22 protein-coding genes are annotated in these 21671 nt (G+C 66.6%); 9 read left to right on the forward strand and 13 right to left on the reverse strand.

Features of this window, described 5'->3' with window-relative positions; genetic code table 11:
- Positions 1 to 20 precede the first annotated feature (20 nt).
- From MRBLMD1_RS05855 to MRBLMD1_RS05870, 4 genes are all read right to left on the reverse strand, one after another.
- On the reverse strand, positions 21 to 2219 hold the full coding sequence (locus MRBLMD1_RS05855) for an ABC transporter ATP-binding protein (RefSeq protein WP_364398156.1): 2199 nt from the start codon (positions 2217 to 2219) through the stop codon (positions 21 to 23).
- Positions 2216 to 3205: an ABC transporter permease gene (locus MRBLMD1_RS05860; RefSeq protein ID WP_224023737.1), complete on the reverse strand. Its 990-nt coding sequence runs from the start codon at positions 3203 to 3205 to the stop codon at positions 2216 to 2218. The genes MRBLMD1_RS05855 and MRBLMD1_RS05860 overlap by 4 nt, the downstream gene beginning before the upstream one ends.
- Before the next feature lie 2 nt (positions 3206 to 3207).
- On the reverse strand, positions 3208 to 4191 hold the full coding sequence (locus MRBLMD1_RS05865; RefSeq protein WP_364398158.1) for an ABC transporter permease: 984 nt from the start codon (positions 4189 to 4191) through the stop codon (positions 3208 to 3210).
- Between the two features lie 268 nt (positions 4192 to 4459).
- Positions 4460 to 5071: a TetR/AcrR family transcriptional regulator gene (locus tag MRBLMD1_RS05870; RefSeq protein ID WP_414703670.1), complete on the reverse strand. Its 612-nt coding sequence runs from the start codon at positions 5069 to 5071 to the stop codon at positions 4460 to 4462.
- 119 nt (positions 5072 to 5190) lie between these two features.
- On the opposite strand from MRBLMD1_RS05870, the gene MRBLMD1_RS05875 reads away from it, so the two are divergent.
- From MRBLMD1_RS05875 to MRBLMD1_RS05895, 5 genes are all read left to right on the forward strand, one after another.
- A complete protein-coding gene (locus tag MRBLMD1_RS05875; protein ID WP_364398160.1) occupies positions 5191 to 5748 on the forward strand; it encodes an NAD(P)H-dependent oxidoreductase in 558 nt (185 codons plus the stop codon).
- A 166-nt stretch (positions 5749 to 5914) separates the two neighbouring features.
- Complete coding sequence (locus MRBLMD1_RS05880; protein ID WP_364398162.1) at positions 5915 to 6556, forward strand: GerMN domain-containing protein; 642 nt, start codon at positions 5915 to 5917, stop codon at positions 6554 to 6556.
- Positions 6557 to 6628: 72 nt separating this feature from the next.
- On the forward strand, positions 6629 to 7921 hold the full coding sequence (locus MRBLMD1_RS05885; RefSeq protein WP_364398164.1) for a PLP-dependent aminotransferase family protein: 1293 nt from the start codon (positions 6629 to 6631) through the stop codon (positions 7919 to 7921).
- Between the two features lie 44 nt (positions 7922 to 7965).
- Positions 7966 to 8394, forward strand: coding sequence for a universal stress protein (locus tag MRBLMD1_RS05890; protein ID WP_159629650.1), 429 nt, complete (start codon positions 7966 to 7968; stop codon positions 8392 to 8394).
- Positions 8395 to 8571: 177 nt separating this feature from the next.
- Entirely contained in the window at positions 8572 to 8907 is a 336-nt protein-coding gene (locus MRBLMD1_RS05895) for a hypothetical protein (protein ID WP_159629648.1), read from the forward strand.
- A gap of 31 nt (positions 8908 to 8938) precedes the next feature.
- On the opposite strand, the gene MRBLMD1_RS05900 is transcribed toward MRBLMD1_RS05895, so the two are convergent.
- The 5 genes from MRBLMD1_RS05900 to MRBLMD1_RS05920 all read right to left on the reverse strand — a co-directional run bounded on the left by MRBLMD1_RS05900 (position 8939) and on the right by MRBLMD1_RS05920 (position 14539).
- Positions 8939 to 9556: a phosphatase PAP2 family protein gene (locus MRBLMD1_RS05900; RefSeq protein WP_364398166.1), complete on the reverse strand. Its 618-nt coding sequence runs from the start codon at positions 9554 to 9556 to the stop codon at positions 8939 to 8941.
- A 16-nt stretch (positions 9557 to 9572) separates the two neighbouring features.
- Entirely contained in the window at positions 9573 to 11051 is a 1479-nt protein-coding gene (locus tag MRBLMD1_RS05905) for a dihydrolipoamide acetyltransferase family protein (RefSeq protein ID WP_364398167.1), read from the reverse strand.
- Positions 11052 to 11058: 7 nt separating this feature from the next.
- Entirely contained in the window at positions 11059 to 12039 is a 981-nt protein-coding gene (locus MRBLMD1_RS05910; protein ID WP_224023746.1) for an alpha-ketoacid dehydrogenase subunit beta, read from the reverse strand.
- Positions 12039 to 13271 (reverse strand): pyruvate dehydrogenase (acetyl-transferring) E1 component subunit alpha, encoded by a 1233-nt coding sequence (gene pdhA, locus MRBLMD1_RS05915; RefSeq protein WP_364398170.1) that lies wholly within the window; start codon positions 13269 to 13271, stop codon positions 12039 to 12041. Before pdhA ends, MRBLMD1_RS05910 begins: the two co-directional genes overlap by 1 nt.
- A gap of 149 nt (positions 13272 to 13420) precedes the next feature.
- Positions 13421 to 14539, reverse strand: a complete 1119-nt coding sequence (locus MRBLMD1_RS05920) for a histidinol-phosphate transaminase (protein ID WP_275181975.1) — start codon at positions 14537 to 14539, stop codon at positions 13421 to 13423.
- Between the two features lie 107 nt (positions 14540 to 14646).
- On the opposite strand from MRBLMD1_RS05920, the gene MRBLMD1_RS05925 reads away from it, so the two are divergent.
- Both MRBLMD1_RS05925 and MRBLMD1_RS05930 read left to right on the forward strand, forming a co-directional pair.
- A complete protein-coding gene (locus MRBLMD1_RS05925) occupies positions 14647 to 15072 on the forward strand; it encodes a phage holin family protein (RefSeq protein ID WP_159629638.1) in 426 nt (141 codons plus the stop codon).
- Between the two features lie 226 nt (positions 15073 to 15298).
- On the forward strand, positions 15299 to 16237 hold the full coding sequence (locus MRBLMD1_RS05930) for a hypothetical protein (RefSeq protein ID WP_364398173.1): 939 nt from the start codon (positions 15299 to 15301) through the stop codon (positions 16235 to 16237).
- A gap of 28 nt (positions 16238 to 16265) precedes the next feature.
- On the opposite strand, the gene MRBLMD1_RS05935 is transcribed toward MRBLMD1_RS05930, so the two are convergent.
- Positions 16266 to 17525 carry a hypothetical protein gene (locus tag MRBLMD1_RS05935; protein ID WP_364398175.1) on the reverse strand — a complete coding sequence of 420 codons (1260 nt, stop codon included), beginning with the start codon at positions 17523 to 17525 and terminating at the stop codon, positions 16266 to 16268.
- Between the two features lie 86 nt (positions 17526 to 17611).
- Positions 17612 to 17899 carry a hypothetical protein gene (locus MRBLMD1_RS05940; protein WP_364398177.1) on the reverse strand — a complete coding sequence of 96 codons (288 nt, stop codon included), beginning with the start codon at positions 17897 to 17899 and terminating at the stop codon, positions 17612 to 17614.
- Between the two features lie 194 nt (positions 17900 to 18093).
- On the opposite strand from MRBLMD1_RS05940, the gene purB reads away from it, so the two are divergent.
- The gene (gene purB, locus MRBLMD1_RS05945) at positions 18094 to 19536 is read left to right on the forward strand and encodes an adenylosuccinate lyase (protein ID WP_364398179.1); all 1443 of its coding nucleotides are present in this window, start codon (positions 18094 to 18096) and stop codon (positions 19534 to 19536) included.
- 137 nt (positions 19537 to 19673) lie between these two features.
- A complete protein-coding gene (locus tag MRBLMD1_RS05950) occupies positions 19674 to 20351 on the forward strand; it encodes a histidine phosphatase family protein (protein WP_159629628.1) in 678 nt (225 codons plus the stop codon).
- Here MRBLMD1_RS05950 and MRBLMD1_RS05955 read toward each other — a convergent pair.
- Complete coding sequence (locus tag MRBLMD1_RS05955; protein WP_364398181.1) at positions 20348 to 21316, reverse strand: serine/threonine-protein kinase; 969 nt, start codon at positions 21314 to 21316, stop codon at positions 20348 to 20350. The genes MRBLMD1_RS05950 and MRBLMD1_RS05955 overlap by 4 nt on opposite strands.
- Positions 21313 to 21588 (reverse strand): hypothetical protein, encoded by a 276-nt coding sequence (locus MRBLMD1_RS05960; RefSeq protein ID WP_236560674.1) that lies wholly within the window; start codon positions 21586 to 21588, stop codon positions 21313 to 21315. The genes MRBLMD1_RS05955 and MRBLMD1_RS05960 overlap by 4 nt, the downstream gene beginning before the upstream one ends.
- Between the last annotated feature and the right edge of the window lie 83 nt (positions 21589 to 21671).

Raw genomic sequence — 21671 nt, forward strand, 5'->3', positions numbered from 1 at the left:
TGCTTTGGGGTCGAAAAATCCTAGGGCGCATGGTGGTCTACCGGTTCGTGGACCACCAGCATGTCCTCGTCCAGCTCCCCGTCCGGGAAGAAGCAGGCGAACTGCTGGTCCGTGGCGGAGGACGCCGTTTCCAGGGGCGGTTCAAGGGTGAGGCACTTCTCCTGCTTGGCCGGCGGGAGTGCGGCGAAGACGGGACAGCGGGTGGCAAAATTGCAGCCCTTCGGTGCCTGCAGCGGCGAGGGCAGGTCGCCCTGGAGGATGATGCGTTCGCGGGTGCGTTCCAGCTGGGGGTCCGGCACGGGGATCGCGGAGAGGAGGGCGCGGGTGTAGGGGTGGCGGGGGTTGTCGAACACCCGTTCCACGGCGCCGATCTCCACGATCTTTCCCAGGTACATGACGGCCACCCGGTTGGAGATGTGGCGGACCACCGAGAGATCGTGCGCCACGAGCAGGTAGCTCAGGCCCAGTTCGGCGCGCAGGTGGTCCAGCAAGTTAATGACACCGGCCTGAACGGAGACATCAAGGGCCGAGACGGGCTCGTCCAGGACCACCAGCTTGGGGTTCACGGCCAGTGCGCGGGCTATCCCGATCCGCTGGCGCTGGCCGCCGGAGAACTGGTTGGGGAAGCGGTTGACGTGGTCCGGCTGCAGGCCCACGAGCTTCATCAGCTCCATGATCCGCTTCCTGATCGCGGCCCGGTCCATGCCCGCGTTCTGCAGCGGCTCGGCAAGGACTTCGTACACCGTGAACCGCGGATCCAGTGCGCCCGTGGGGTCCTGGAACACCATCTGGAGTTCGCGCCGCATTTTGGCTTTGGTCCGGGCATCGGCCGCCTGCTTGTTGCTCAGGCCGCCAATCACCACCTCGCCGTCCTGGTCCGGGTGGAACTCCATGATTTCCAGGAGCGTGGTGGTCTTCCCCGAACCCGATTCGCCCACGATGGAGAAACATTCGCCTTCGCGGATATCGAAGCTCAGGCCGTCCACGGCCTTAACCGTGCCGATCCTCCGCTTGATCAGGGCGCCCCTGGTCAGCGGGAAGTGTTTCCGCACGTCCGTGAGCTGCAGGACGGTGGACCGCTCCTCCCTGGGAATGGCATCGAAGCGGGACACCGGCACGGGCGGCGCAGCGAATACGTCGTGCACATCCACGGTTCCGCCGAGTGAGCCGGACTTGATGCACGCCGCGCGGTGCCGGGCGCCGTCGTCAACGGGTGCCAGGGCGGGCTCACCGTCCAGGCACGCCTCCGAGGCCAGGGGGCAGCGGGCAGCGAACGAGCAGCCGGTGGGGGCGTGCAGCAGGTTGGGCGGCATGCCCTCGATGGGAACGAGCGAGGATTTCTCTGCCACATCCACGCGGGGCACGGCGCCCAGCAGGCCCATGGTGTAGGGCATCCGCGGGTTGTAGTAGATGTCATCCACGGCACCGGTTTCCACCGGCCTGCCTGCGTACATGACCATGATGTCGTCCGCCATCCCGGCCACCACGCCAAGATCGTGGGTGATCATGACCACCGCCGCGCCCGTCTCCTCCTGGGCCGTATGGAGCACCTCGAGGACCTGGGCCTGGATGGTGACGTCCAGGGCCGTGGTGGGTTCATCGGCAATCAGGACGCGGGGGTTGTTGGCTATGGCGATGGCAATCATGACGCGCTGGCGCATGCCGCCGGAGAATTCGTGCGGGAAGGCCTTGAGCCTGTCCTTGGGGCTGGGAATCCCCACCATGGCCAGAAGTTCGACGGCGCGGGCTTCCTTGGCGGTCCTGCTCATCGTGGGGTGGTGAATAGTGAGCGCTTCGACGATCTGGGTGCCCACGGTGAACACCGGGGTGAGGGATGACAGCGGATCCTGGAAGACCATGGCGAGGTCGTTGCCGCGGTACTTGCACATGTCCTTGTCGCTGAGCCCCAGCAGCTCGCGGCCCTTGAGCCGGACGGACCCGGAGACCTGGGCCGTGGGCGGGAGCAGCCCCATGATGGCCAGGGACGTCACGGACTTGCCGGACCCCGATTCGCCGACGATCCCGAGCGTCTTGCCCGGCATCAGGTCGAAGTCGACGCCCCGGACGGCGTGCACGACACCGTTCTCCGTGTTGAAGCGGACGTTCAGGTCGCGGACGGACAGAACAGCGTCGCCGGGGGCGTGGAGCCCTGCCACGTGCAGGCGCTCCACGGCTGGACGTGATGGGTCCGTGGCTCCGGTGGTGGTTTCGCTGCTCATGCCGCCTTCTTTTCCGCGGTAATTTTCCGGGTTTTGGCTTTCTTTGCCTTGCCGCTGGAAGTGGAGCTGGGGTCAAAGGCGTCGCGCAGGCCGTCGTTCATCATGGCCAGGGAGCCGGTCAGCAGGAACATTACGGTGAGCGGCACCCAGAACATCCAGGGGAAGGTCTGCACCTGGGAGGTGGCCTGGCCGATCAGCACGCCCAGGCTCACGTCCGGGACCTTGATGCCGATGCCGATGAAGGAGAAGGCGACCTCGGCCAGGATGGCTGCGGTGACGCCGCGGGTGATGTCCAGGATCAGCAGCGAGCCGATGTTCGGCACCAGGTGCCGCCAAACGATCCGACGCGGCGGGACACCCATGTACTGGGCCGCCTTGACGAAGTCACGCTGCATCAGCGACATGGACATGGAGCGGATCAGGCGGGCGGTGCCCATCCAGCTGAACACCAGCAGGACGATGATGAGCAGAAGCCACGAGGGCAGGTCGCGTTTTAGGCCTGCACCGCCGCCGCTGGTGGCTACAGCAACCACCAGGAGCGCCGGCATCATGATCAGCGCTTCGAGGATGAACAGCATGACCTTGTCCACCTTGCCGCCGAAGTAGGCCATGGTGCAGCCGTAGACCGCGGCAATCAGGACCGACACCAGTCCCACCACCAGGCCGATCAGGATGGAAATCCTGGTGCCCTCCACGGTCATGGCGTACAGGTCGATCCCTGCCTGCGACGTCCCGAGGTAGTGGTCGGCCGACGGGGGCATGCCGATGTTGAAGGGGTCGATGGTTTCCTTGTCCCATTGGGTGAAGAAGCCGCCGATGAACGAGAAAACGGTCAGGGCCAGGAAGATGGCCAGGCCGGCCACTGCGGTCTTGTTGCGCAGGAAGCGGCGGAAGATGATGGTGGTTTTGCCAATGACGACGTCGGCGCTTTCCAGGTGCGCGTCCTGCGCCACTGCTGCCGGGTCAACGGCGTTCAGGTTGGTCATGGCTACTGCACCCGCACTCTCGGGTCGACAAGCGTGGTGGCGAAGTCCGCGAGGATGGCGCCCAGGGCGAAGATCACGGAGCCGTATGCCAAGGTGGCCGTGGCCGCGTTGACGTCCTGCAGCGAGATGGCGTCGATGCTCCAGGACCCCACACCCGGCCAGGCGAAGATCTTTTCCGCGAAGAAGCCGCCGGCGAAGATGGCCGGGATGGTGAAGGCGATGCTCTGTGCCACCGGAATGAAGGAGACGCGCAGTGCGTGCCGGGCAATGGCCTGGTTGCGGGTCAGCCCTTTGGCGCGTGCGGTGCGGACAAAGTCGGCGTTCACGTTGTCCAGCAGGTATTGCCGCTGGGCAATCTGGTACGCGCCCCACCCCACAAGGGTGATGGCCACCGTGGGGACTGCATAGTGGGCCAGCATGTCCACGAACTGGGCCCAGCCCGGCGCGATGCCGGGGGTGGAGATGCCGGTGACGAAGAAGATCCGGTCGCCCACGGATTCGTTGATGTTGATGGCGCCCAGTTGCACCAGGAAGTAGGCGATGGGCGCCGGCACGATGTAGGCAAGGTAGCTGTAGGACGTGATGACCCGGTCCTGGAACTTGTACTGGCGTGCCGCCGAATAGACGCCGAGCGCGACGCCGATGACCAGGGTCAGGATGATCGATGCCAGGAAGAGCCGGGTGGAAATCCAGACCCGGTCCCCGAATTCGGCGTTAATGTAGGCGCCGTTGGGGCTGCGGCCCCAGTCCCAGCGGGTGACGATTCCGGTGAGCCAGTCAACGTAGCGCTCCCACGGGCTGAGGTCCGGGTCCAGGCCCTTCAGCCGCATGGAATTGGCCACCTGCTCCGGGGTGGGCCGGGGGATCCGTTCCTGCTCGAGCAGCGCCGGCTTGAGCGAGCTGACGGCCAGGAAGTAGCCGGCGGACGTGGTGAGGAGGATCATCACCACATACGTGATGCCGCGCTTGGCGAGGTACTTGAGCATGGGCGCTGCTGGATCCTTCCGTCTTCCCCGGACAAGCACGGGTTGTGCCGCCTCACCGGGTCCTGCACCAGCGGGTAGCTGGCCTCCCGCAGCCCTTAGGGGCAGGTCCTGGTGGACTATGTCGCGGGTCACATTCCAGAGGAAACTATCACAAGGCCCAACCCGAAAAGTGCGGGAATCCCCGGAAATTGGACGCGCCGTATCAGATCGTTATGAATAGTTCTGTGAAGCCCGCGTGACTGGACGTGGGGGAACGCCATCGCGTAACCTACGCGCCCGTGACAACCCGTGTCACAAGGTCGCGCCAGGATGTTGCCAGCCGTTCGCGTGTGACGCCATGTTCACGGATCAGGTGCAGGAGCCGCTCGGGATCGAGGGTGGCGTTGAGGGATCCGGCCATCAGCCAGGGTTCCGCGGAGTCCACCCCGCCTTCGCGCAGCAGCATCTCCACATGCCGGTCCCAGAGGGCGGCGGCAGGTACTTCGAACTTTCCCCTGGAAGCAGTTCCGGCAGCAAGCACCAAGTCCCCGTATTCCACCACGTAGGCGATCCGCTCGGTTCCGAAGGCGATCAGCCGGTCGAGCGGCGGAGCACCTGGCCCCAGTGGCGGCGGTCCGAACAGGAACCGGGCTTGAAACGCGGCCTCGGAGTCGTTCAGCAAGGTCAGCATCAACCCGGCCCGGCTGCCGAAGCGGCGGAAGACGGTGCCCTTGCCCACGCCGGCCTGTTCGGCCAGCCGGTCCATGGTGAGCGCAGCGGCTCCACACTGCTCGATCAGTTCCCGGGCAGCCAGCAGGAGGCGTTCCCGGTTGCGGGCAGCATCGCTGCGTTCCGCGGCCGTTACCGGGGTCATTCCCGGCCGCACTGGGATGGAACTCACACAGACAGTGTAAGCATGGGGAATATAAACGGACTACGGTCCGTTTAGTCTGGTGAAGGCTCCGCGAGCCTGAAGTCTGACCGATAGCGGCCCCGCCGCTCCCCTAGCCAGGAGTTCCCATGACCAAGAGCACAGTACTTACCCTTGTCGGCAGCCTCCGCGCCGAGTCCACCAACCAGAAGCTGGCCGAAGCCATCCAGCTCAACGCCCCGGAGCAGGTGGACGTGGTGATCCACGAGAGCCTGGGCAACATCCCGTTCTACAACGAGGACATCGACGTCGAGGGCCAGGTCCCTGCCGCCGCCGCAGCCCTGCGCGCCGCAGCCGAGGAAGCCGACACCGTCCTGCTGGTCACCCCCGAGCACAACGGCACGGTTCCCGCCGCCCTGAAGAACGCCATCGACTGGCTGTCCCGCCCCTTCGGCGCCGGCGCCCTGGCAGGCAAGCCCACCGCCGTCGTCGGCACCGCGTTTGGCCAGTACGGCGGCGTCTGGGCCCAGGATGAGGCCCGCAAGGCTGCCGGCATTGCAGGTGCCCGGATCCTGGAGGACGTCAAGCTCGCCGTCCCCGGTTCCATGGTGCGCTTCGCCGAAGTCCACCCCAAGGACGACGCCGAGGTTGTAGAGCAGATCAAGGGCATCTTCCACACCCTTGCCGCAGCAGCTCCCGCCGCTTAGTCCCCCTGGCGCAGCGCCCGGCACGCAGCCCGCGTGCCGGGCGCTGCTGCATCCGGTGTTGCCGTGACCAACTCTTGTCCCAACCGGTACCGTGCGGACATCTCCGCCGGCCGGCGCCGCCGTAGCGTTAATCCCCTGGACCTACCGGATCGGATTGCGGTGCCGCATGGCAAGAAGATGGAGCGGGGACGGGCATGGGCGCGGTGCCCTGGCTGCGGTCGCCGGCTGCCTGGCGCTCCTGCTCTCCGGCTGCACGCCCAGCGGGGGCAGCGCCGGATCCAGCGGGGCCCCGCTGGCCCTCCTTCCCGCCTCGGCGCCGGCCACCCCTTCCACCGGTACGGCCGGAGCGGCGCGGGAAAAACCGGACAGTCCGACGGCCCCTCCAGCCCCCGGCACCAACGCCGGGCCCGCGACTCCCCCGGTGACGGCATATTTCGTGATGGTGGACGACGGCGGCAGGCACGGTGTCCGCTTCGGCTGCAATGACAGCCTGGTTGGCTCCGCCCAGCCGGGAGGCTCCGGGGACGCCCGGCTCAAGGCGGCAATCGGCGCCCTGCTGGGTGGCGGCCGCGCGCCCGTGAACGCCTACAACGCACTGGGCTCTTCCCGGCTGATGTTCCTCTCCGGGAGCTTCGACGGAACCACCGTCACCGTTTACCTTTCGGGAACGCTGAACCAGGGCGGAACATGCGACCTTCCCAGGATCGAGGCCCAGCTAACCCAGACCGCCCTCGAAGCCGTGGGTGCCATCAGGGCCGATATCTACATCAACGGCGAAAGCCTGTCGGACTATCTGAGCCTTGACTAGCGCACCGCCCGCCGTGAACCGCGTATAAACAGATGTTGTCTCCGAAGCAACAATGGGCTGTATCCTGACTCTGTGACCCACGAAACACTTGACGCCCCGGCCGGAACGCTCCCCGCCGAAGCCATCGATGCGATCGAGCGCGCGGCCACGTCCGCCCACCGCCACGAGGGACTGTTCTCCGAGCGGGCAGCCAACATCCGCCAGTCGGCCGTCCGGGATGTTTTCGACATCTCGCTGCGGCCGGGACTGGTTTCCCTGGCGGGCGGAAGCCCGTACCTGCAGTCACTTCCCCTGGACCGCCTGGCAGCGACGGCGGCAAAAATCATTGCCGACGACGGACTCACAGCCCTTCAATACGGCGCCGGGCAGGGAACCGCGGAGCTCCGGGCACAGATCTGCGAGGTCATGGCCGCCGAGGGAATCCTGGATGCCCTGCCGCAGAACGTGGTGATCACGGCAGGCTCACAGTCGGCCCAGGACGTGGCCACCAAGCTCTTCTGCAATCCGGGAGACGTGGTCCTGGTGGAGGATCCCACCTACGTGGGCGCGCTGAACACCTTTGAGGCCTACCAGGTGCGGGTGGAGACCGTGGAGATGGACCAGTACGGCCTGGTCCCGGAGCTTCTGGAGGCGCGGATCGCGGCCCTGCAGCTTGCGGGCAAAAGCATCAAGTTCCTCTACACCATCCCCAACTTCAACAATCCCTCCGGGATCACGCTGGCCAGGGAACGGCGCCAGCAGGTGGTCGATATATGCCGCAGGGCGAATATTCTGGTCCTGGAGGACAACCCCTACGGACTGCTGCGCTTTGAAGGTGAGCCTTTGCCTCCCCTGCGCGCCGCCAACCCGGACGACGTCATCTACCTCGGCTCCTTCTCCAAGATCTTTGCCCCCGGCCTCCGCATCGGCTGGGCCCTGGTGCCTGAACACCTGCAGCGCCGGTATTACCTCGCCGCGGAATCGGTGACGCTCTGCCCGCCGGCCCTGAACCAGATGCTGGTCTCCGCCTACCTCCGCGACTACGACTGGAAAGGCCAGATCGAAACCTACCGCGGGCTGTATGCCGAACGCTGCCGCGCCATGCTGGCAGCGCTCAAGGAGTACATGCCGGCGGGGACCACCTGGACCAGCCCGCAGGGGGGCTTCTTCGTCTGGGTGACCCTGCCCGAAGGCATTGACACCTACCCGCTGCTGCACAAGGCGATCGATGCCGGCGTCGTGTTCATCCCCGGCGCCGCCTTCACGCCGTCGGACGAACCGTCCAACAAGCTGCGGCTCGCGTTCAGCGCCGTTCCCCCCGACGCCATCGCCGAGGGTGTGCGCAGATTGGCACCGGTGCTGCAGGAAGCCATGGCGGCGCTGTAGCGTAAGCCACACGAACGCCGAAAACCGAGCAAAGGAGCATGCATATGGGTGGAATCATCGTTGTAGGGGTTGACGGCAGCGAGACCGCGAAGAGGGCGGCGGAGTCGGCCAGGAACCTGGCTGCAGGACTGGGCGCTTCACTGCACGTCGTGTCAGCCTTCGACAGCGACCGGACCGAGGTCTTCGGCAGCGGCAGCGACCGGTGGATCGTGTCCGATGCCGACGCCGCAGAGCAGGTGGCACGGACCGTGGCTGAGTCGCTGGGCCGCGACGTCCCGGTCACCTATTCCGCAGCCCGGGGACGGCCCGCAGACGCCCTCATCAAGGAAGCCGTCCGCATGGATGCCCGCGTGATCGTCGTGGGAAACCGGCGCATGCACGGCATCGGCCGGGTCCTTGGCAGCGTGGCCAACAGCGTGGCCCACAACGCCCCGTGCGACGTGTACATCGCCAACACCTACGACGCCGACTAACGCGCGGAAGCCCTCCTGGGGTAACGCAGGACACCCCCCGTGGTGGCGGATATCGCTGCGGGGGGTGTCCGTTCTCACCGCCGTATCACCGATTCAGCTGCTGGCGCAACGATAAAATTGGATGGGCCCCCAAAGGCGTGGACACTGCCGAATCCACCCCACAGCGAAGGGCTCCCCTTGATCACCTTGCAGCGCCGCCAGCTTGTTGGCCACGACATCCTCCTGGCCCGCCACGGCAACCACATCAGCTCCATGCGGGTGGACCGCAGCAATGACCGGGTGGTTGCGCTCCTTGATGACGGCAGCCTGGACAGCGCACCGAACCTCATCACCCCCGGGCTCCAGCTTCCGCAGACCGTGCGCAGCGTCCTGCGCGAGGACTGGAAGCTCCTGAGCGCCTGGGCCGGCATGGCCGCGCTCATGGGCGGCCTGATGACCGCCGCCGCTGTTGTGCTGGGAACCACCGCGGATCCGGCCATGCTCGAGGCTTTCACGGCATACGCCGCCTACTAGGCAGGTAATTCCAATCGGCTGGGCGGAGGGCTTAGCCCACCAGCCAGCCCTGCATCAGCCACCAGATCCCTGCCATCACCAGCCCGCCGAAGAGCGATCCGGCCACCACCTGGGCCAGGGAATGGGCCCGCAGCACCACCCGTGACCAGCTGACTGCCGGGATCAGGAGCAGCAGCGGCGCCCACGCGGCGCCGAGCATCAGCACGGATACGACGGCGGCGCAGGACACGGCAGCGGCGTGGCCGCTCATCTTCCAAAACGGACTGACCACCGCCAGTACCGCCACGCCGCCCACCACCGCCAGGACCATCGCAAAGACGCTCTCCGGTGCATTCACGGCGCCCAGTACCAGCAGCCCCACGGCGATGCAGCCCAGCGCCATCAGCAGCACGGGTGCACGCTGCTTCCGGTCGCTTACATGGTGGTCCGTGACCTTGCCCAGCCTGACCAGGACCAGCAGCACCATCAGCGGAAGCACGCACACGAAGAGGGCCGCCAGCGCGCCGTAGCCCATGGTTCCCGGGAAACCCGGCTGGGCCAGCGGGCTGATCAGCAGCTGCAGGGAAACCACCACCGGAGGCTGGAAGACCTCCGTCAGCCACCTGGCGGTGCGGTTCCTGACCCGGATTGCCCCGTTGTCTATTGCCACGTCCTGACCCGGCGCCCTAGTCCAGGAGGAGCGCGGGCTCCTCCAGGATGGCTGCGACGTCGGCCATGAAGCGGGCGGACAGGTCACCATCCACCACGCGGTGGTCGAAGGATCCCCCGAGGGTGGTGATCCAGCGGGGAATCACCTCTCCGTCCAGGACCCAGGGCTTCTGCTTGATGGTTCCGAAGGCAACGATGGCCACCTCGCCCGGATTGATGATGGGCGTCCCGGTGTCGATGCCCAGAGCGCCGATGTTGGTGATGGTCAGCGTCCCGCCCTGCATCTGCGCCGGCTGGGTCTTCCCGGCCCTGGCCGTGGTGGCAAGGTCGTTCAGCGCCAGGGCCAGCTCCTTCAGGGACAGGTCCTGCGCATTCTTGATGTTGGGCACCATGAGGCCGCGCGGAGTGGCCGCGGCAATGCCCAGGTTCATGAAGTGCTTGACCTGGATCTCGGCGCTGCCGTCCTCGTTGTCCACCCAGGCTGCGTTCACGCTGGGGTTCCTTGCGGCGGCCCAGATGACGGCCTTGGCAAGGATGAGCAGCGGCGAGACCTTGATGCCCTCGAAGTCCCGGGAGGCCTTGAGCCGCTTGACGAATTCCATGGTGCGGCTGGCGTCGACGTCCACGAAGATGCTGACGTGCGGTGCGGCGAACGCCGATTCCACCATCGCCTTTGCCGTGGCCTTGCGGACGCCCTTGACCGGAATGCTTTCCACGCGCTGGTCCTGCGGCTTCCCGGCCTTGCCCCAGAAACCGTCCGCCTTGTCCAGTTCGGCGTCGCGCTGCGCCTGGTAGCTCACCAGGTCCTCGCGCGTCACCTCTCCGCGGGAACCGGTGGCTACAACGTCGGCGAGGTCGATGCCCAGGTCGCGGGCAATTTTGCGGACCGGGGGCTTGGCCAGCACCCGGTTGACCAGGCCCGTGATGGTGCCGCCAAGGGTTGGGCGGGTGTCGACGGCGGCAGGTTCCGCGGCGGAAACCTCGGCGGGCGTGCGGGGCTGGACAGGTTCAACCTCCGGGGCGTTGACCGTCACGGCAGCCGCCGGTGCAGTCTTCCGCGGGCGCCGCTTGACGGCGTCGGCCTTGGGTCCTGAACCCACCAGGGGAGCGGCGGACGGGGTACCGGCACTCCCGGTCTCCCCCGCATCCGCTGACAGCTTGCCGTAGAGCGGCTGGGCAGGAAATTCAGCGGGAGTAACGGCGGCGGGGACGGCCTGGGGCGCGCGGACGTCGGCGGGGGTCGGGTCCCCGGAAACTTCGTCGCTGACGCTGATGATGGCGGTCCCGACGTCGACAGTCACCCCTTCCTCCACCAGCAGTTCGGTGACTGTTCCGGCAAAGGGGGACGGCAGCTCCACGATCGACTTTGCGGTTTCGATCTCGCAGATGACGTCATTGACCGCGACGGTGTCGCCGGGCTTGACCTTCCAGGAGACGACTTCCGCCTCGGTGAGGCCCTCGCCGACGTCGGGCAGGTTGAACTTGTTCAGGGTCATGGTGTCCTCAGTAGGAGAGGGCGCGGTCCAGCGCCTCCAGGATGCGGTCGATGTCCGGAAGGTAGTCTTCCTCCACCTTGGCAACGGGGTAGGGCATGTGGAACCCGCCGACGCGGATCACGGGCGCCTCAAGGGAGTGGAACGCCCGCTCGCTGATCCGGGCTGCGATCTCGCCGCCGATTCCGCCGAACGTGGGAGCCTCGTGCGTGACGATCAGCCGCCCGGTCTTTCGGACGGAGGCGGTGACGGTGTCGAAATCGATCGGGGAGATTGACCGGAGGTCGATGACCTCGATGCTCCTGCCGTCCTCCTCCGCTGCGTTCGCGGCTGCCAGCGCCACGGGCACCAGGGGGCCATAGGCCACCACGGTGGCGTCTGTGCCCTCACGAAGGACGTGGGCCTTGAACGGATCCTCCGACGGCCCGGGTGCCTCGACATCAACGTCGCCCTTGAGCCAGTAGCGGCGCTTGGGTTCGAAGACGATCACCGGGTCCTGGCATTCAACGGCCTGCTGGATCATCCAGTAGGCGTCATGCGGATTGGACGGGGTGATGATGCGCAGGCCCGCCGTGTGGGCGAACAGTGCCTCCGGGGATTCGGAGTGGTGTTCAATGGAGCCGATGCCCCCGCCGTATGGAATCCGGATGACCACGGGCACGCTGAGGTTGCCGTTGCTGCGCGAATGGATTTTGGCGAGCTGGGTGGTGATCTGGTTGAAGCCGGGGAAGACGAAGCCGTCGAACTGGATCTCGCAGACCGGGCTGTATCCCCGGAGGGCCAGGCCGATGGCGGTGCCGATGATCCCGGACTCGGCCAGCGGGGTGTCCACCACGCGGTCCGGGCCGAACTCACCGATCAGCCCGTCCGTGACCCGGTAGACGCCGCCGAGCGGACCGATATCCTCGCCCATCAGCAGTGATTTGGGGTGTGCGGCCAAAGTGGCGCGAAGGCCTTCGTTGATGGCCTTCGCGATGGTCATGGTGGTCATCAGTGGCCTGCCTTTGCTGCCTGCCCGGCGGACTCTTCCTCGCCGGCGAATCCTGCGCTGTATTCCTCGAACCACGCCAGTTCCTCGGCGACCAGCGGGTGGGCCTCCCTGTAGACGTTGGCGAAGGCCTGACGGATATCCGGCTTTTCAAGGTCGTGGGCGGTACGTCGGACGTACGCGGCCAGTTCGTCGCCGTCGGCCTTGACCTTGGCAAAGTAGGCGTCGTCCGCAAGGCCCTCGGCACGCAGGTACTTCTCCAGGCGCGCCAGCGGGTCCTTGGCGCGCCAGGCGTCTTCCTCCGCCGACTGCCGGTACTTGGTGGGATCGTCTGCCGTGGTGTGCGCCCCGACCCTGTAGGTGAAGGCTTCGATGAGGACCGGCCCCTTGCCCTGGCGGGCGTGCTCCAGGGCCCACTCGGTAACTGCGTGCACGGCGATTACGTCATTTCCGTCGACCCGGATGCCGGGGAACCCGTAGCCCTTTGCCCGGTTGGACAGCGGAACCCGGGTCTGGACGTTGGTGGGCACGGAGATGGCCCAGTGGTTGTTCTGGCAGAAGAACACCACGGGGGCCTTGTAGGAGGAAGCGAACACCATGGACTCGTGGACGTCGCCTTCCGAGCTGGCGCCATCGCCGAAGTACGCGATGACGGCGGCATCCGGCTCCCTGCCTGCCGCGTTAGATGCGGCGGCAAGCTTCTGGTCACGCTGGATCCCCATCGCGTAGCCCACGGCGTGGAGGGTCTGCGCAGCCAGGACCAGCGTGTACAGGTGGAAGTTGGTGTCCTTGGGGTTCCAGCCGCCGTTGGAAACACCGCGGAACTGGCGCAGGAGTTCGGCCAGGTCCACGTTGCGCGTGAGGGCCACGCCGTGCTCGCGGTAGGTGGGGAAGATGTAGTCCTGCGGCTGGCTGGCCCTGCCCGATCCGATCTGTGCTGCCTCCTGGCCGGTCAGCGGGACCCACAGCGCCAGCTGGCCCTGGCGCTGGAGGGCGGTCGCTTCGACGTCGAACCGGCGGATCGCGGCCATGTCGGCGTACAGGCAGCGGAGGGCCTCAGGGGTGAGCTTGTCCGCGTAGTCGCTGAAGACCGGATCGGTGCCCAGTTTCCCGTCGGGGCCGAGCAGCTGCACCATCTGGGCCGCGGGCTCGCCCATCACGGCTTCAGCATCGGCTTCCCGCTGGTCGTCTACCGCTGTTCCGTCGAACTCGGTGGAAGGCAGATGAGTGCCCATACCGTCTCCTTGCTTGCCGCATCCGGATGCAATGCAATGTCGCTGGGATATATGCCGTACGGGGAATACATTCCCGGCACGGCATATACATTGGCTTACTGATCCTAACTTTATCTTCGGTAAGTAGCGGGAGGGCTACTTGTTAAGTGCTAGGAAGTTGCCGGTGCCTTTGTATAGTCGGCACACAACTGGAGGAATCTGGTATTCGCTTCGGGTTCTCCGATGCTGACCCGCACGCCCTCTCCGGCGAATGCCCGGACGGACAGGGCGCGTGTCCCCGCCAGCTCTGCGAAAGCAGTACTTTCGGCGCCAAGCGCGAGCCAGACGAAGTTTCCCTGGGCATCCGGGACCGCCCAGCCCAGGTCCCGGAGACCCTCGGTTACCCGGGTCCGCTCATCCACGAGTTTTTGTACCCTTTCCACAACCTGGGCGTAGTTCTCAAGGGAAACGATTGCTGCCTTTTCGGCTATCTGGGATACCGCGAAAGGTGTTGCGGCGACCCTGAGGTACTGGGTCAGTCCGGGGTTGGAGACGCTGTAGCCAACGCGGAGCCCTGCCAGGCCGTGCGCCTTGGAGAACGTACGGAGCACCACCACGTTGGGATATTTCCGGTAAAGGTCGATCCCGTCCACGGCGTCCTCCGCCCTGACGAACTCCTGATAGGCCTCATCGATGACCACCACCACGTCTGCCGGGATGGAGCGGATAAACGCTTCGGTTTCGGCTGCAGTAAGGGCAGGGCCGGTGGGGTTGTTGGGCGTGCAAAGCAGGATGACTTTGGTGCGGGCGCTCACCGCGGCCGCCATGGCCTCGAGGTCATGCCGTCCCTCGGCGGTCACCGGAATGCGTACGCTCTCTGCGCCTGCCAGGCCCACGCTGATGGGGTACGCCTCAAAGGACCGCCACGCATAGATGACCTCGTCCGCTTTGCCGTCCTCGTTCTGGCCGGCAAAAGCAGCCAGGATCTGGTTCAGGGCACCCAGGCTTCCCGCTCCAGTGACGATGTCCTCCGCCGGTACGCCCAGGAAATCCGCGAGCGCCGCGCGGAGCTTGCTGCTCAGCGGGTCCGGGTACCGGTTGAAGTCCGTCTGGCCGGCGATGGCCTCGAGGACGGCCGGGATGGGCGGCAGCGGGTTTTCGTTGGAGGACAGCTTGTAGCTGGCAAGACCGCTGACGGCGGCCGGCGGTTTTCCTGCCGCGTAGCGGGGCAGCCGGTCCAGCACCGGGCGGGGTGCGATGCCGCCCGCCCTGGTATCAGATGAAGTCATGGCTCCTAGCCTACGTCCAAGGTCCCGCGGGACTCCGGGGGCCAGCCCCCGAAAAATCGGGGCACGCCGCCATCCTCCCCCATGGGACGGTATGGAAGCATGGTGCCATGGCTTCATTCATCCTTCGGGTCATCGTCAATGCCGCAGCCCTGTGGGTGGCCAGCTGGCTGCTGCCGGGAATGGACATCTCCAGCACGGCGGCATCTGATGCCGTAGCCAGGACCGGCATTTCGCAGGACACCGGGACGATCGGCATTGTCCTGGCCTACCTGTTCATCGGCCTTATCTTCGGCGTGGTCAACGCCTTTGTGCGGCCGCTGGTGCGGCTCCTCGCGCTTCCCATCACCATCCTGACCCTTGGCTTGTTCGCCATCGTCATCAATGCGGCCATGCTGTACCTGACGGCCTGGATCAGCAGTTACACGCCGGTGCACCTCACGATCGATTCCTTCTTCTGGACTGCGCTGCTGGCCGCGGTCATCATCTCGCTGGTGTCCCTGGTGGCGGGTTTGCTGCCGGGCGGCAGGCGCTGACTCCCCGGCGCATCGCCCCTCTTTCGAAGAGCCCCTCCCCCGGGAAGCCCTGCCCTCCCGAGTAGGAGGACGGCGGAGAACAGGTACCCCCTAGGTACCGCTCCCCGGGACAGCAGGAAAAACTCCAGTACCTGCCACCCATGACCCCCACGGGACCAGCCGCCTAGGCTGCAAACCGGGCCCCAAGAGGCCCGTTGCTGTCAGTTCCGGAAAACGGGGGCCCACCATGAAGCCCATAAGGTTGCTGCTCGCCGCCTGCCTGCTTATGACATGGCAGGCCGGCCCCGCCCATGCAGAATCGGACCCTGCCTTGCAGGGCGGCGGCCCTTTGGGCAATGACATCTCCTGGCCGCAGTGCGGCTCTGATCTTCCGGCGCCCCCGGCATTTGCGGTCGTGGGCGTGAACGGCGGCCGCCCGGACACGGTCAACCCGTGCCTGGATGCCCAGCTGGCGTGGGCGGACCAGAGCGTGGAGTCGGCCGGTGGAACGCCGGCGGCGGTGTATGTGAACACGGCCGCGACCGGGCCCGCGGAGGGGTTATGGTGGCCGGCGGACAACACCTTCGGTGGCGCCGCCGTCAGCAACCCGTATGGATTGTGTGACGGCACCGCGTCCCCGGCCTGCGCTTATGTTCACGGCTACGCCATGGCTGCCGTTGATGCCGCAATCCTGAAGGGGGTGGACGGCGGCGGGGTACGCCGGCTGTGGTGGCTGGATGTTGAAACCGGAAACAGCTGGTTATGGGACAAGGCAGCCAATGCAGCTGAGCTGGAAGGCATGACCGCCTACCTGCAGGGGACCGGCGCGGACGTGGGGATCTATTCCACTTCCTACCAGTTCGGCGAGATTGTGGGCGGGGTAAGTCCTGGCAGCAACCTGTACGCGCTCCGGAACTGGTTGGCCGGCCCCGATTCGGCCTGGTCCGCCAGGGAATATTGCGCGTCCGACCCCCTGACCCCGGGCGGGACCGTCACCACAACCCAGTTCACCGAGAACAACCTGGACTACAACTACCGCTGCCCGGGCGCCCCTCCGGCACCCGCTCCGGCGCCCGTTCCAGCACCCCCTCCACAGCCTGCCCCGCAGCCCTCCCCACCTGCCCCGCAACCCGAACAGCCCCGCTCCACCCGGTACGTGGAATTGCACGCCGCCCAGATTTCGTAAGGGCGGCAACAGCCAGGAGAATCAACACCTACCTGGCCCCCGGCTGCGGCCGCCCGGAAAAGGGATCCCTCCGGTCCATGGGCGGAGCGGGCGGCGGAGGCTTCGACAAGGAAAACCGGGTGGCAGTGGCAGCCCCGCCGGCACCGAGTACCCCGCCCAGTACCGCGGTGGACTGGACCAGCGACGGATCCTTGCTGGCGCCCACAAGCTCCGCCGCCTCCTCGTAGCCGGTCAGCCGGTGCCCGGGCCCCAGGCCGGCGTCTTCTCCGCCGCGCACGTACAGGTCATTGGTTACGGTCACGGTGACCTGGTTCCGGGCGTCCCGGTTGGGCAGGCCATCAGTGCCCGGCACCCAGTCCGTGCGGTGTTCGAGGTGAAGCGTGCTGACCTCCGGCGGGGGCGCGATGCGGGCAACGGGAGATCCGGCAGTCAGGACGTACTTCATGCGGTACTCCCTGAGGACGTCCTCGTCCGCCGCCAGGTTCATGGCATGGATGCCGCCCTGGCTGTATCCCACCGCCACCACATCAGCTCCCGGTTGCGCACCGGCGGCCCGAAGTGCCTGGAGGACAGCGGCATTCACCTGTTCCGAGTTGCTGCCCATCCCGTCGACAATGCCGGAAAGATCGAAAGGATTGGTGCCGTGGTCGGCGTCGTTCATCTGTGTCCCGGGAACCACCACGACGTAGGCCTTTCCGCCGCCGGTATGCACCTCGATAACTTCGATGTAGCCGCTGCCGCGCTCCTCAATCAGCCTGACCCGCTCAAGCAGCCCGGCGGGGGTGGCGTCGAGGTCGATGCGCAGGCGCTCTTCCTGCCTTACTGTTACAGGGCCTGGGCGCAGCGACGGGACAAGCCAGCCAACCGCCGGTTTGATGCCGGGAAGGACCGTCACGGCGTTCGCCAGCACTGATTCAGTGGCATCACCGTTCAGGAAGCCTGTCCGCCAGAAATCCACGTGCTTCTGCAGTTCCACGTCCGGTTCCGACAGACCGAGCATCCACTGCATATGGGCAGTGGATTCGGCCATTTCGTAATCCCACCTGCAGCTGCGCACCTGTCCACTGATCCGCTGCAGTTCCAGGCGGACTTTCAGGACCGCTTCCCGCGCCTCCCCCACCGCGATCAGCGCCGCGGAGCCTGTGGCGCGGGGCTGGTCCTGGTAAGGACAAAGCTCCTGCCAGGCCCCGAAAAGCTCTGCCTCAACGGCGGTGAGCTCCCTGGCGAGCCCATCCAGCTTCGCGGCCCCCGCCTCCAGTTCCTCCAGCTGCACCGTAATGCCGCCCACGCCACCGGATATTGTCAGGATTCCGTCCGGAGGAGGCGGCGAAACATGAAGGGGACCGCCTGAACCGGAGGGAGTTGCGTCCGCCATCAGAACCGTCCGTCAGCTGGACAATCGGCTGTCAGGGCTGCCTGGGCATGGACGGCCACCGCGGCAGAAGCCTCCCGGATCCGGTCCAGGGCCCGCCGTACTGCCACCGCCTGAAGGCTCACGGAATCCCGGTATGCCTGTCCGGCCGGCGACTGCCAGTCCTCCAGCTGGATCTGTTGAAAGCCCGACAGCACCCCTTCGGTCCGGTCCGAAGACCGGGCCACCTTCCTGCCCACTTCCTGGACTGCGAGGCTGATGCCCAGCCCGCCACCCCATATCCCGTCCATCAAACCGTCCCCCCGTCCCAGCTTCCTGCCCGCCGTCCGTCCCGGCCTCCCCGGCCGGACAATCCGCCCCAACCGCGCTGCTCCCAACGCTAGGCACGCGCCGCTGCCCACGTAAGCGCCGCCGTCGGCTATGTGCACAAGTAACGTGGACGATCCGCTTAAGGCGCTGCCGGACTTCATGAAAGAATCAGCACATGCCTGAAACTGCCGCCACAGCTGATACCCGTACGCCCTCAGGACGCCTGGCCCTCGCCGCGTCATCGGAAAAAACCGCTCTTGGACCCCTGGACGGCCGTTACCAGTCCGCCGTCGCGCCCCTCGTGGACTACCTGTCCGAGGCCGCCCTGAACCGGGACCGCGTGGCCGTGGAAGTTGAGTGGCTTATCCACCTGACCAGCAACAACGTCCTTCCCGGCGCCGGACCCCTGAGCGCCGAACAGCAGGACCGGCTCCGCGCCATCGTCACCGAATTCGATGCAGCGTCGGTGCAGGAGCTCGCCGACATCGAAGCCGTGACCGTGCACGACGTGAAGGCCGTGGAGTACTACATCGGCCGCCGCCTCCCTGCAATTGGCATTGAAAACCTGACCGCCATGGTCCACTTCGGCTGCACCTCCGAGGACATCAACAACCTCTCCTACGCGCTCGGCGTCAAGGGTGCTGTGGAGGACGTGTGGCTCCCGGCAGCCCGCGCCCTGGTGGCACAGATCAGCAGGATGGCGGAGGACAACCGGGCGGTCCCCATGCTGTCCCGCACCCATGGCCAGCCGGCCACCCCCACCACGCTGGGCAAGGAACTGGCCGTGATCGCGCACCGCCTGACCCGCCAGCTGGACCGGATCGCGAAGACCGAATACCTGGGCAAGATCAACGGTGCCACCGGCACCTACGCCGCCCATGTGGCCTCCGTCCCCGGCGCCGACTGGCAGCAGGTCTCCAAGTCGTTCGTGGAAGGCCTGGGCCTCACCTGGAACCCCCTCACCACCCAGATCGAAAGCCACGACTGGCAGGCGGAGCTCTACGCCGACGTGGCCCGCTTCAACCGCATCCTGCACAACGTCTGCACCGATGTCTGGAGCTACATCTCTATTGGCTACTTCGCGCAGATCCCGGTGGCCGGGGCAACCGGCTCGTCCACCATGCCGCACAAGGTCAACCCCATCCGCTTCGAGAACGCTGAGGCCAACCTCGAGATCTCCAACGGCCTGCTGGACACCCTGGCCGCCACCCTGGTGACCTCCCGCTGGCAGCGCGACCTCACAGACTCCTCCAGCCAGCGCAACATCGGCGTCGCATTCGGGCACTCCCTGTTGGCCATTTCCAACGTGGCCAAGGGCCTGGAGCGCCTGGATGTTGCCGAGGACGTCCTGGCAGCGGACCTGGACACCAACTGGGAGGTCCTGGGCGAGGCAATCCAGATGGTCATGCGGGCCGAGGCGATCGCAGGCGTCGAAGGCATGGAAAACCCGTACGAGCGCCTCAAGGACCTCACCCGCGGCCAGCGCGTGGATGCCGCCCGCATGCAGGAGTTCGTGCAGGGCCTGGGCCTTTCCCCGGAGGCCGAGGCACGCCTCCTGGCTCTCACCCCCGGCCGGTACACCGGCATCGCGGACCAGCTGGTGGACCACCTGAAGTAGGCACTGCGCCGGCAGGCCAGGAATTTACGACGGCGGCGCCGGGCTCATGTGGGCCCGGCGCCTTGGGTGTGGAGCGGCAGCGCCACGGACAGTTCCGCTTTGCGCCCGCAACAAGCCGGGGGTGGGAAACTGGGAACATGAAGTTGCTCCTGATCCGCCACGGCGAAACCCCCGGCAACGTGCTGGGCCAGCTGGACACCGACCATCCCGGCCCCGGGTTGACCGAACTCGGCGAACGGCAGGCAGAAGCCATGGCGCGGGCCCTTGCCAACGAACGCATCGGAGCGCTGTACGCGTCCACGTTGATCAGGACGCAGATAACGGCCGCGCCGCTGGCACGCCTGCACACCCTTGACGTTGAGGTGCTTGAAGGGCTGCACGAAATCGAGGCCGGATCACTGGAGAAGCTCACCGACCACGAATCCCATAAGCGCTACATGGGCACCGTGATCTCCTGGGCTGCGGGCGACCTGGACCGGCGCATGCCCGCGGGGCCCGACGGCCACGCCTTCTTCGACAGGTTCGATGCTGCCATCGCGCTGGTGGCCGGGCGGGCGGAACGCCAGCAGCACGGCACCGTTGCAGTGGTCAGCCACGGGGCCGCCATCCGTACCTGGGCGGGGCTGCGGGCCGAGGGCGCAGACCACGAGTTCGCTGCCCGCCATGTCCTGGCCAACACCGGAATCGTGGCACTCGAAGGCAGCCTGGCGACCGGCTGGACCCTGATCCACTGGGACGGAAGCCCCGTGGGCGGCCTTGCCCTGGCAGACCCGACCGCGGAGGACCCGACAGGTCGGGACGTAGCCGCCCCCTAGGCCTGCTGCCGGTGGCGCCGCGATGGACGTGCCCGCAGCGCGGGACAAGGACGGGCGTCGATCCCGCCGGGCAGGCTCCCGCGGACCCCTTGAACGCCTGGGCTGCGGGACGGCACCCCGGGCACAAGCCGGGCTGCCATCGCTGCGGCATCTGCCGCCGTCGGCCGTTCCCGGGGATCCATGGCGGTAACGGACCGCAGCAGGGGCACCCAACCGCCGAGGTGGCCGGGGACGTCCGGGGACCGCAGGGTCCGGGCCACGAGGGATTCGATGGCGGTGCCGGGAAACGCCTTGGTGCCCGTGAGGAGCTCCAACAGGACCAGCCCCATGGCGTACACGTCCCATGACGGAGCCGCTGCCCCGCCGGATGCCTGCTCGGGACTCATATAGCGCACTGTGCCGGACGAAATTCCGGGCTCGGGCGCCGAGCCGGTGGCCGTGGCAATTCCAAAATCGATGATCCGGACGGGACTTCTCCGCAGGCCGCTCAGCATCAGGTTTGCGGGCTTGATGTCACGGTGCACAAGACCGTTGGAGTGAAGGTACGCGAGCGCACCGAACAGGCCGCGGGCCCAGAGGGCCACATCAGCGGGCGTGGGGCTTTCCAGCCGTAGGGTTTCGGACAGGGTTGCCCCCAGGGCCAGCTCCTCCACAAGATAGGGCCGTCCCGCATGGGTCCCGCCGCCGCCCACCACGCCTTGACCCAGCAGCCTCACGATGGATGGGTGGGTGAGGCCGGCGAGGACGGAAGCTTCGTTCCGGATCCGCTGATGCTGCTTCCGGCCGCTGGCTGCCGCGATCTTCACGGCCACCTCCGGACCGCCCTCAAGGTCCACCGCCCGAAAGACTTCGGCAGCTGCTCCCCTGCCCAGGCGTTCCCTCAGCTGGTAGCGGCCTGCCAGCGGCCCAGCGGCATTCAGCGACGAGTGCGGCAGCGCCGGCGCTGCCGTCCCCGTGGCGCTCATGCGGGAAAGGCTGCGGTATGGTGGGCGCCCCTGGAATCAGTTGTCCATGCATCGAGCTGGAACCCGCAGGCGCAACGCCACACAGGCGGAAGTTCGGTACTTCCGGCACCGGTTGGGGCGAAGGTGTAGCTGGCGCGCTCCCACCCGAGTGCCGGGGTCACCAGCTGCATCGGTGAACCGCAATGGACGGCGGCCTTTCCCTGCGGCGCTGTGGTGCCGTCCAGGGTGGATCGCGTCAGGTCCAGGAGCCCATCAGGGGTGGTCGCAGCCATGCCGGGCTCACGCGGTGAAACTTCGGTGAAAGAAACCAACACACTCACGACTCCGTTGGGAAGCAACTTTGGGAACAATCGTA

Origin of the sequence: Pseudarthrobacter sp. LMD1-1-1.1 (assembly GCF_040676255.1) — a bacterium.
GTDB lineage: Bacteria > Actinomycetota > Actinomycetes > Actinomycetales > Micrococcaceae > Arthrobacter.

Coding starts and splice junctions, on each gene's coding strand:
- MRBLMD1_RS05855 (WP_364398156.1), bottom strand. CDS start 2,219: ATGAGCAGCGAAACCACCACCGGAGCCACGGACCCATCACGTCCAGCC.
- MRBLMD1_RS05860 (WP_224023737.1), bottom strand. CDS start 3,205: ATGACCAACCTGAACGCCGTTGACCCGGCAGCAGTGGCGCAGGACGCG.
- MRBLMD1_RS05865 (WP_364398158.1), bottom strand. CDS start 4,191: ATGCTCAAGTACCTCGCCAAGCGCGGCATCACGTATGTGGTGATGATC.
- MRBLMD1_RS05875 (WP_364398160.1), top strand. CDS start 5,191: ATGACCAAGAGCACAGTACTTACCCTTGTCGGCAGCCTCCGCGCCGAG.
- MRBLMD1_RS05880 (WP_364398162.1), top strand. CDS start 5,915: ATGGCAAGAAGATGGAGCGGGGACGGGCATGGGCGCGGTGCCCTGGCT.
- MRBLMD1_RS05890 (WP_159629650.1), top strand. CDS start 7,966: ATGGGTGGAATCATCGTTGTAGGGGTTGACGGCAGCGAGACCGCGAAG.
- MRBLMD1_RS05905 (WP_364398167.1), bottom strand. CDS start 11,051: ATGACCCTGAACAAGTTCAACCTGCCCGACGTCGGCGAGGGCCTCACC.
- MRBLMD1_RS05910 (WP_224023746.1), bottom strand. CDS start 12,039: ATGACCACCATGACCATCGCGAAGGCCATCAACGAAGGCCTTCGCGCC.
- pdhA (WP_364398170.1), bottom strand. CDS start 13,271: ATGGGCACTCATCTGCCTTCCACCGAGTTCGACGGAACAGCGGTAGAC.
- MRBLMD1_RS05920 (WP_275181975.1), bottom strand. CDS start 14,539: ATGACTTCATCTGATACCAGGGCGGGCGGCATCGCACCCCGCCCGGTG.
- MRBLMD1_RS05925 (WP_159629638.1), top strand. CDS start 14,647: ATGGCTTCATTCATCCTTCGGGTCATCGTCAATGCCGCAGCCCTGTGG.
- MRBLMD1_RS05930 (WP_364398173.1), top strand. CDS start 15,299: ATGAAGCCCATAAGGTTGCTGCTCGCCGCCTGCCTGCTTATGACATGG.
- MRBLMD1_RS05940 (WP_364398177.1), bottom strand. CDS start 17,899: ATGGACGGGATATGGGGTGGCGGGCTGGGCATCAGCCTCGCAGTCCAG.
- purB (WP_364398179.1), top strand. CDS start 18,094: ATGCCTGAAACTGCCGCCACAGCTGATACCCGTACGCCCTCAGGACGC.
- MRBLMD1_RS05950 (WP_159629628.1), top strand. CDS start 19,674: ATGAAGTTGCTCCTGATCCGCCACGGCGAAACCCCCGGCAACGTGCTG.
- MRBLMD1_RS05955 (WP_364398181.1), bottom strand. CDS start 21,316: ATGAGCGCCACGGGGACGGCAGCGCCGGCGCTGCCGCACTCGTCGCTG.
- MRBLMD1_RS05960 (WP_236560674.1), bottom strand. CDS start 21,588: ATGGCTGCGACCACCCCTGATGGGCTCCTGGACCTGACGCGATCCACC.